The following is a 9,705-nucleotide window of genomic DNA, read 5'->3' on the forward strand; positions in this document are numbered from 1 at the left end:
TGCGGGTCCATCGCCAGCGCCTCACGCGGCGAGATCCCGAAGAACCCCGCATCGAACTCGTCAGCTTCATGCAGGAACCCGCCCTCGCGCACGTAGGAGGTCCCACGGTTCTCCCGATCAGGGTCATACAGAGCACCGAGGTCCCAGCCCCTGTTCGTCGGGAACCCACCGATCCCGTCGCCGCCCTCGACCACCAGCCGCCACAGATCATCGGCCGATCGCACCCCACCCGGGTAGCGGCACGCCATCGACACGATCGCGATCGGATCACCCGTGACCGGGACGAGAGCCGTCGGGCCGATCACATCAGCATGCCGGCCGAGCAGTTCGGCCAGCAGGAACTCGGCCAGCACGACCGGGGTCGGATAGTCGAACACCAGAGTCGCCGGAAGCCGCAGCCCCGTCGTCGTGCTCAGCCGGTTACGGAACTCGACCGCGGTGAGCGAGTCGAAGCCCAGCTCGCGGAACTCACGCCGCGCCTCCACCATCTGCGCCGAAGCGTGCCCGAGCACGACCGCGACCTGCGCGCACACCAGGTCGACCATGCACCGGACCTGATCGGCCTGCCCCAGCCCGGCCAACCGGCGCACCAACTCGGCGTCCCCACCCGCCGATGCCGCCGACCGGCGTACACCCCGCACCAACCCCCGCAACAGATGCGGCACCCGGCCCTGTGCCCGCACCGCCGCCGCATCGAACCGCGCCGCCACCACGAATGCCCGGTCGGCCGCGGCGGCAGCGTCGAACAACGCCAGCCCATGCTCGACGGTCAGAGGCAGAATGCCCGCCCGGGTCATACGGCGCAGATCTACCTCATCGAGCCCTCCGGTCATTCCGGCGTCCTGGGCCCAGGGCCCCCACGCGATCGACACTCCCGCCAGGCCCAGCCCACGCCGATGCTCCGCCAGCGCGTCCAAGAACGCGTTCGCCGCCGCGTAGTTACCCTGCCCCGCACCACCGAACGTCCCCGCCACCGACGAGAACAAGACAAACGCCGCCAGATCCAACTCCTGAGTCAGCTCATGCAAATGCCACGCCGCATCCACCTTCGGCCGCAACACCGTCTCCAACGCCTCAGACGTCAGCGACGCGATCGTCCCGTCCTCCAACACACCCGCAGCGTGAACCACCGCCGTCAGAGCCCGCCCCGACACCAGCCCCGCCACCTGCCCCCGATCCGACACATCACAAGCCGCGATCTCGACGTCAACACCCTGCGCGACCAGCTCAGCCTGAAGCTCCGCCGCACCCGGCGCGCCGAGCCCCCGACGGCTGGCCAACAGCAACCGGCGCACCCCGTACACGGCCACCACATGCCGGGCGACCTCAGCACCCAGACCACCCGTGCCCCCAGTGATCAGAACCGTCCCATCCCGATCCCACCGGCGCCCGCCCACAGAACCGGCCACCCGCACCAACCTCGGCACCCACACGCCACCATCACGGATCAACGCCTGCGGCTCACCGGACCCCACCACACCAAGCAGCACCGGCACCGAAACCTCATCGGCATCCACCAGAACGAACCGGCCAGGATTCTCCGACTGAGCACTACGCACCAAACCCCGCACCGCCGCCACCGAAAGATCCCCGGCACCCCGCACCACCACCACCAGACGCGACTCGGCGAACCGCTCATCAGCCAGCCACTCCTGAAGCAGCCCCAGGATCCGGGCGGTCAGCGCGTGCGCCGATTCCACCACTCCCCCGGCCGGATCCGAGACCGCCTCGACCAGCACCACGCCCGGCACCGGCTCAGCCAGCTCCGACAGGCTCCGGTGCACCCAGCCGGGCTCCTCGGCGGGTGCAGCGGGAACGTCGGCGAGGGTGACCCACTCCACTCCGAAGAGCGCGTCCCGAAGCCGGGCCGCAGGCCGATCGGCGGACACCGGCCGCAGCGCGACGGAGCGCGCCGTCAGCACCAGCTCGCCCCCGGCATCCACCGCGATCACGGAGAACGCATCGTCGCCCGTTCTCGTCAGCCGCACCCGCACCGCGGACGCGCCGCTCGCGTGCAGGCACACCCCCCGCCACGAGTACGGCACCAGCACGTCCTCTGAGCCGTGCAGCGCATGCAGGGCGGCATCCAGCAGCACCGGATGCACCCCGAAGGAACTCGCGCTCAGCTCCAGTTCCTCCGGCAGGGTGATTTCGGCGAACACCTCACCCTCGGCGCCACGCCACGCGGCCCGCAACCCTTGGAACGCCGGGCCATGGCTGAGCCCACCTGCCGCGAGCTGCTCGTACAGCCCGTCGAGCGGCATCACGGTAGCGCCCCGAGGCGGCCACACCGCGGTCTCGAACGGCGCAGCCGGCGGGCCTCCGGCTGCCAGCGCACCGCTGGCGTGCTCGACCCATGGTTCCTCGTCGTCCGCCTCGGCCGGCCGGGCATAGATCCGCACCTCCCTGCCGCCGGACTCCCCCGCCGCGCCGACCCACACCTGCACCGCGACCGCGTCATCCTCGTGCAGCACCAAGGGGGCTACGAGCGTCAACTCCTCGACCACGTCGAACCCGACCTGGTCGGCCGCCCTGACGGCCAGTTCGACCAGCGCCGAGCCAGGCACTACGGCGGTGCCCGCCACCGTGTGATCGGCCAGCCACGGATGCGACCGCAGCGACAACCGCCCGGTCAGCAGCACACCATCGGTACCGGCCAGCCCGACCGCCGCCCCCAGCAGCGGATGCCCGGCCGCGGTCAAGCCCGCCGCCGTCACGTTCCCCACCCGCGATCCCGCACCGTCGGGCCAGTACCGCTGTCGTTGGAAGGCGTAGGTCGGCAGGTCGATCTGGCGCCCGGCGGGAATCACGGCCGGCCAGTCGATCGGCACCCCGTGGACATGCAGCTCGCCCAGCGCCGACAGGAGCGCGTACTCCTCATCGCGATCCTTGCGCAGGGCGGGGATCAGTACCACGTCCGGGCCTAACGTCTCGGCTGCCATGGCGGTCAGCACGCCGTCCGGGCCCAGTTCCAGGAACGCCTGCGCATCGGCTTCTCTCACGGCATCGGCGAACCGGACCGTGTCCCGAACCTGGTCCACCCAGTAATCCGGCGAGCACACATCCCCTAAGGTGACGATCGGGATCCGCGGCGAGTTGTACGTCAACGTGCGAGCGACCGCACGGAAGTCCTCCAGCATCGGATCCATCAACGACGAGTGGAAAGCGTGCGACACCCGCAACCGCCTCGTCCTGAACCCGCGCCCCTCCAGAACCGCAGCCGCCTCCAGCACCGCCTGCTCGGCACCAGCGATCACCGTGGACGACGGGCCGTTCACCGCCGCGACCGATACCCCGGTAAAGCTGGATATTTCCGCCTCGCCAGCCTGCACCGCCACCATCGCTCCACCGGCGGGAAGCGCCTGCATCAACCGAGCCCTGGCCGAAACCAGCGTGCACGCATCCTCAAGCGACAACACCCCGGCCACATGCGCAGCCACAAGCTCACCGATCGAATGCCCCACCAGCACATCCGGCCTGAGGCCCCACGACTCCACCAACCGGAACAACGCCGTCTCCAACGCGAACAGCGCAGGCTGCGCCACCCCCGTCCGATCCAGATCCTCCCCAACAAAAGGACCAAACCGGGCCGCCACCTCATCAAACGCCCGAGCAAACACCGGGAACCGGTCATACAGCTCGCGGCCCATGCCCGCCCGCTGGCTGCCCTGTCCCGTGAACAGAAACGCGAGCTTGCGCCGCTGCCCGACGCCGCCGTCGTGCTGTCCGGTGACCAGGGCCCGTAGCCCGGCCAGGACCTCCGCGTGGTCCTTGCCGAGCACGACGGCCCGATGCTCGAACGTGGCCCTGGCCGTGACAAGGGAGGAGGCCAGATCGCCCAGGTCCAGCCCGGGCTCACTCTCGACCCAGGACGCCAACCGCTCGGCCTGCGCCCGCAACGCCTCCGCAGTACGACCGGAAAGCAGCACGGGAACAAGCGCCGCGCCGCCCGCCGGAGCCGCCGCAGGCTGAACCGGCCCCTGTTCGATGATCACGTGCGCGTTCGTGCCGGTGAGCCCGAACGACGACACCCCCGCCCGCCACGGCCGGTCGACCAGAGGCCAGGGCCTGGCTTCGGTCAGCAGCTCGACCGCCCCCTCCGACCAGTCCACATGCGTCGACGGCGCGTCCACATGCAACGTCTTGGGCAGCAGCTCGTGCCGCATCGCCAGGACCATCTTGATCACACCAGCGACACCGGCAGCAGCCTGGGTGTGCCCGATGTTCGACTTGACCGACCCCAGCAGCAGAGGACGCTCCCGATCCTGACCATAGGTCGCCAGCAACGCCTGCGCCTCGATCGGATCACCCAGCGTCGTCCCGGTCCCGTGCCCCTCCACCACATCCACGTCAGCCGGGGTCAGTCCCGCGCTGCCCAGCGCCTGCCGGATCACCCGCTGCTGCGACGGACCGTTCGGCGCGGTGAAGCCGTTGGACGCGCCGTCCTGGTTCACCGCGGAACCCCGCAGCACCGCGAGGACCCGGTGCCCGTTGCGCTGAGCATCGGACAGCCGCTCCAGCACCAGCATGCCCACACCCTCGGACCAGCCGGTGCCGTCGGCTCCGTCGGCGAACGCCTTGCACCGCCCATCGGCGGCCAGCCCGCCCTGGCGGGAGAACTCCACGAAAGCCCCGGGCGTGGCCATCACCGTCACACCGCCCGCCAGCGCCAGCGAGCACTCGCCGCCCCGCAGTGCCTGCGCCGCCAGATGCAACGCCACCAGCGACGACGAGCACGCCGTGTCCACGGTCACCGCCGGTCCCTCAAGCCCCAGCGTGTAGGCGAGCCGGCCGGAGGCCGCACCTGCGCCGACGCCGGTGCCGATGCTGCCCTGAAGGTCGGCCAGCGAGTTGACCAGCAGGTAGGAGTAGTCCTGGCCGCTCAGTCCGACGAAGACTCCGGTACGGCTGCCGCGCAACCGTCCGGCGTCGATCCCGGCCCGCTCGACCGCCTCCCACGCGACTTCCAGCAGTAGCCGCTGCTGCGGATCCATCGCCAGCGCCTCACGCGGCGAGATGCCGAAGAAGCCGGGATCGAAGTCCGCGGCGCCGCGGATGAAGGCGCCCTGATCGGTGTCGCTCCTGACGCCCTGATCCCGCAGCAGGCTCAGATCCCAATCGCGGTCGGACGGGAACCCCGAGGTGGCGTCCCGGCCTTCCGCCAGCAGTTGCCACAGTTCCTCAGGAGAGGTCACGCCGCCGGGGAAACGGCAGCTCATCGCCACGATGGCGATCGGCTCGGTGGTGACCGCGACCAGCTTCTGGTACTGACGCCGCAGCCGTTCCGCCTCCTTCATGGAAGTCCGCAGCGCCTGTACGACCTGCTCGCTGGGGGTAGCCATCCAAGCCTCCATGCGTCCGGCGATCCACCGGTGAAGGTAGGCCGGGGGCGACTCGGCAAACGCCTAGTCTTCGCCCAGCCCGCCAGGCGCGGGAAAGACTAGTGATCCCCCTAAACGCCTCCGCCTTAGCGTTCGGAGCGGTAGCCCGGCTCCCGCGATGGAGGTACACATGGTGGACGAAGGCCGCAGGCCACTGCTGATCGTGAGCAACGCGGGCGTCGGCGTCTTCAATCCGCTGCGAGTTCTGGCCGCCGAACTGGCCAGACGTGGCACCGAGAACCTCTGGTTCGCGTCCGACGAGCCCCGCAGGGCCGACGTCGAGAAGATCGACGGGGGCGGCGGCATCCGCTTCGCCTCGCTGGGTGAGATCAACCCCTACTACTCCCCCGTCGACTGGGACGAGGCGACGTACCGGCAGATGACCCAGCGCTCCCGGTGGAAGGCGCACCGCGCGGTGGTGCGACGCGGGTTCGGCGCCCTGGGGACGCGCGAGAAGTCGGCGGCCATCGAGGCCGTGGTCGACGAGCTCGACCCGGCTCTCATGATCTTCGACAGCGTGAACCTGCCCGCTCTCGTGGTGGCGCTCAAGCGGAAGATCCCGTTCGTCCTCAGCTCGCCGTTCATGCCGAGCAACCTGCTCATGCCGCGCGGATTCCCCATGCTGCACACGGGGTTGCCCTATCGCATGTCGTTCGCCCAGCGGATCCGCAACCGGGTGTTCAGGCTCAGGGCCGGGCTGATGCTCCTGCATCCGTCGATGCTGCGGCATGTCCTCGACACCGTCTCGCGGGTGCGCAAGGGCCTGCTCCCTCCGGAGGCGCTCAACGTGCGGGCCAAGGTGGAGAACGCCGACCTCGTCCTGTGTTACACGGTCGCGGGCCTGGAGTATCCGCTGTCGATCCCGGAGAAGTTCCACCTGGTCGGCGCCATGATCCCGCCGCTGCCGGAGGCGCCGGACGACCGCGACCTGTCGCGCTGGCTCGACGACCACCCTTCCGTGGTCTACGTCGGGCTCGGCACCATCACCCGGCTGACCCGCGACGACGTGCACGCGATGGTGGAGGTCGCACGGAGGCTGGACGGCGAGCACGCGGTCCTCTGGAAGCTGCCGGACGAGCAGCAGCGCCACCTGCCGCCCGCGGACCGACTGCCGGCGAACCTCAGGATCGAGAGCTGGCTGCCCTCGCAACTGGACGTGCTGGCCCATCCGAGCGTCCGGCTCTTCGTCAACCACGGCGGCGGCAACGCCTTCCACGAGGGCCTGTACTTCGGCAAGCCGCAGGTCATCAGGCCGCTCTGGGTCGACTGCTACGACCAGGCGGTCCGCGGCGTGGACAGCGGGGTCAGCCTCACCGTGGACGACCCGCAGATCATCGACGCCGATGACGTGTTCGGCAAGATCACCCACGTGCTCGGCACCCCATCCTTCCGTGAGCGCGCCGAGCACTTCTCCAGCGAGCTGCGAGCTGCGGGCGGGGCCCCGACGGCCGCCGATCTGGTCCTGAGCCACCCTGCGCTGAAATGACCGCTCACCACCCGAAGGGCACGGCATGTCGAGCATCGAGTTCCCCACCCGGCGCCACGGGCAACTGTCGCCCCCTGACGAGTACGCCGCGCTCCGGGCGCAGCCGGGCCTGGTCAGATCGGCGCTCCCCGGCGGCAGCTCGGTGTGGCTGGTCGCCCGCCACGAGGATGTGCGTGCCGTACTGACCGACCCCCGGATCAGTGCCAGCCCGCTGCATCCAGGGTTTCCCTCGATCGGGCGCAACGGGACCGTTCCGGCGCCCGACCAGATTCCCGGTTGGTTCGTCGCCTACGACCCGCCCGAGCACACGAGGTTCCGCAAGGCGCTGATCCCCGAGTTCACCGTCCGGCGGGTCGGCGAACTGCGCCCGACCGTCCAGCGGATCGTCGACGCTCAGATCGACGCCATGCTCGCCGGCGGCACCTCCGCCGACCTGGTGTCGGCGTACGCACTGCCGGTACCGTCCCTGGTCATCTGCGAACTGCTGGGCGTCCCGCGCTCTGACCGCGAACTGTTCGAGTCGAGGACGCGCGTCCTGGTGACGCTCACCTCGACCGAGGACGAGCGCGACGCGGCCACCCAGGACCTGCTGCTCTACATCGCCAAGCTGATCGCGATGAAGCAGCGGTTCCCCGGCAGGGATCTGCTCAGCCGGCTGCTGTCGGCCGGGACGCTGACCCCCAAGGAGATCTCGGGCGTCACGATGCTGCTGCTGATCGCCGGACACGAGACGACGGCGAACAACATCGCGCTCGGCGTCCTCGTGCTGCTGCTGAACCCGCAGTGGATCCACACGCCGGGCGTGGTCGAGGAGGTGCTGCGCTACCTGTCCGTGGCCGACCGGGTGGCGCTGCGGGTGGCCGTGGAGGACGTCGAGATCGGCGGCCAGCTCATCAGGGCGGGCGAGGGCATCGTCCCGCTCGGCGCCTCCGCCAACCACGACCGGGCCGCGTTCGAGCGCGCCGACGAGTTCGATCCGGCCCGTTCCGCCCGCCATCACGTCGCGTTCGGGTACGGCGTGCACCAGTGCCTCGGGCAGAACCTCGTCAGGATCGAGATGGAGACCGTTTTCGCGTCCCTGTTCCGGCGGATTCCCGGCCTCGAACTCGACCAGGCGGTGGAGGATCTGCCGTTCAAGTACGACGGCGTGCTGTTCGGTCTGCACGCGCTTCCGGTCCGGTGGTGAGGGGTGTCATGCGAGTCCAGGTGAACGCCGAGCGCTGCATCGGCGCGGGCCAGTGCGTGCTCATCGCGCCCGAGGTCTTCGACCAGAGCGACGAGGGCACGGTGACGGTCCTGGCGGAAGCGCCGGGCGACGCGGCCAGGGCGGCCGTGTGGCAAGCCGTCCGTTCGTGCCCGTCGAGGTCCATCTCGCTCGCCGACGGCTGAAGGGCGGGTGCCGCGGCGAGCGAGCGCGGCGGTTTCAGAGTCGCTGCAGCGGGATGACCTCACGGAACTTGCCGCCTGCCGACATCTGCGGCGGTTCCTCCGCCCGTTCGACGGTGATCTCGCCGGCCTCGTGCTCTGTGAGCAACTGGGTGAGTTCGGCCCGCACCGCCCTCCACACATGGTCTGCGTCGGCGTCGGCCGCCGCCGTCAGGCGCACCCGCAGGTTCGTGGGCGTGGTCTGGACGATCTGGAACTGCTCGATCCCGCCGCCGGGCACGTGGTCCACCAGAGCGCCGATGGCCATCGGCGCGACGCTGACCGGCTCGCCCCGGCCGCCGGGGAAGGTGAGCACGTCAGCGGTACGGCCCTGCACGCGGACCGCCGGTCGCGGGTCACCGCACGGACAGGGATCGGGGCTGACCACGACGCTGTCGCCCAGGTCGTAGCGGAGGATCGGCTGGACCCGGTTGGCGAGGTTGCTCAACAGCACGGTGTGCGACGGCTCGCCTGGCGGGGTGGGCCGGTAGTCGGCGTCGACGGGCTCCAGCACGGCCCAGTCGCTGTTGACGTGGTACCAGCCGTGGCCGCAGCCGTAGGAGAGGAAGCCACACTCCGTCGTTGAGTAGGTGACGGCGATCCCGGCGTCGAAGGCGTGGCCGAACCGGCTGACGTCGTCTGTCGTCACGGTCTCGCCGGCCGCGAAGACCACCGCCGGCCTGATCCGCAGCCGGCCCTGTTCCTGCTGGCTCGCCAGCAACGAGAGCACGCTCGGCGCGCTCATTATCATCGCCGGGCCGTAGTCGTTGAGCTCGGCGACCAGCTCAGGCACCGGCCGGTAGATCGAGATGATCCGCAACAACCGGCCGCTCAGCTTCCGCTTCTGGAAGCGCAACGCCAGGGCCAGGCTGAGTCCGTGGCCGTTGGGCGCGCAGATCACTGCCATCCTCCCGCGCCTGGCCAGGATCCGCAGGAGGACGCCGAGCTTCATCCCCGAACTGGTGAGCGAGCCGAGGGCGACGTTCACCGCCATGTTGCGGTCGTCCAGCAGGAAGTACCCGAGCACGCCCGTGGTGCCGGACGTGTGGGCGACCATGTACTTGCCGAGGAACCGGTCCCCCACGAGCCCCGGGTCGTCCACGAAGGTCTGGACCTGCTCGAACGTCACCTCACGATCGGTGACCCAGTCGTCGAAGCGGTCCATCAGCGCCTGCTTGGTGGTGACCGGAAGCATCGCCGGATCGTCGGCCCCGTCCGGCAGGTCCCGGTAGAGCTCGCGGAAGTACGGAGAGGTGGCGCGTGCGAAGGCCACCATCTCGGCCAGGTTGGCGCGCTGCCGCTCCTGAATGGCCGCCGCGCCGAGTTTGTGGGCGCGTCTGGAGTCGCGCCTGAGCTGACGGATGTCTTCGCCCATGATCGTTTGTTCCCATCTCTGATGAGCGGCGATGCGTT

The 9,705-nt window shown here is 69.9% G+C and carries 5 protein-coding genes; 3 read left to right on the forward strand and 2 right to left on the reverse strand.

What is annotated here, in order from left to right; genetic code table 11:
- Window positions 1-5,342 (reverse strand): SDR family NAD(P)-dependent oxidoreductase (locus ACWCSU_RS10255; protein ID WP_449934780.1); only part of this gene is annotated, 5,342 nt, incomplete at its 3' end.
- 169 nt (window positions 5,343-5,511) lie between these two features.
- On the opposite strand from ACWCSU_RS10255, the gene ACWCSU_RS10260 reads away from it, so the two are divergent.
- From ACWCSU_RS10260 to ACWCSU_RS10270, 3 genes are read left to right on the forward strand one after another with little or no spacing between them, the layout of a single operon-like run.
- Window positions 5,512-6,867 (forward strand): glycosyltransferase, encoded by a 1,356-nt coding sequence (locus ACWCSU_RS10260; protein WP_449934781.1) that lies wholly within the window; start codon window positions 5,512-5,514, stop codon window positions 6,865-6,867.
- Window positions 6,868-6,892: 25 nt separating this feature from the next.
- On the forward strand, window positions 6,893-8,053 hold the full coding sequence (locus tag ACWCSU_RS10265) for a cytochrome P450 (protein ID WP_449934782.1): 1,161 nt from the start codon (window positions 6,893-6,895) through the stop codon (window positions 8,051-8,053).
- An 8-nt stretch (window positions 8,054-8,061) separates the two neighbouring features.
- A complete protein-coding gene (locus ACWCSU_RS10270) occupies window positions 8,062-8,256 on the forward strand; it encodes a ferredoxin (protein ID WP_449934783.1) in 195 nt (64 codons plus the stop codon).
- A 34-nt stretch (window positions 8,257-8,290) separates the two neighbouring features.
- On the opposite strand, the gene ACWCSU_RS10275 is transcribed toward ACWCSU_RS10270, so the two are convergent.
- Window positions 8,291-9,667: a hypothetical protein gene (locus tag ACWCSU_RS10275; RefSeq protein WP_449934784.1), complete on the reverse strand. Its 1,377-nt coding sequence runs from the start codon at window positions 9,665-9,667 to the stop codon at window positions 8,291-8,293.
- Window positions 9,668-9,705: the final 38 nt, after the last annotated feature.

The sequence above is a fragment of the Nonomuraea sp. NPDC001699 genome (assembly GCF_053596455.1).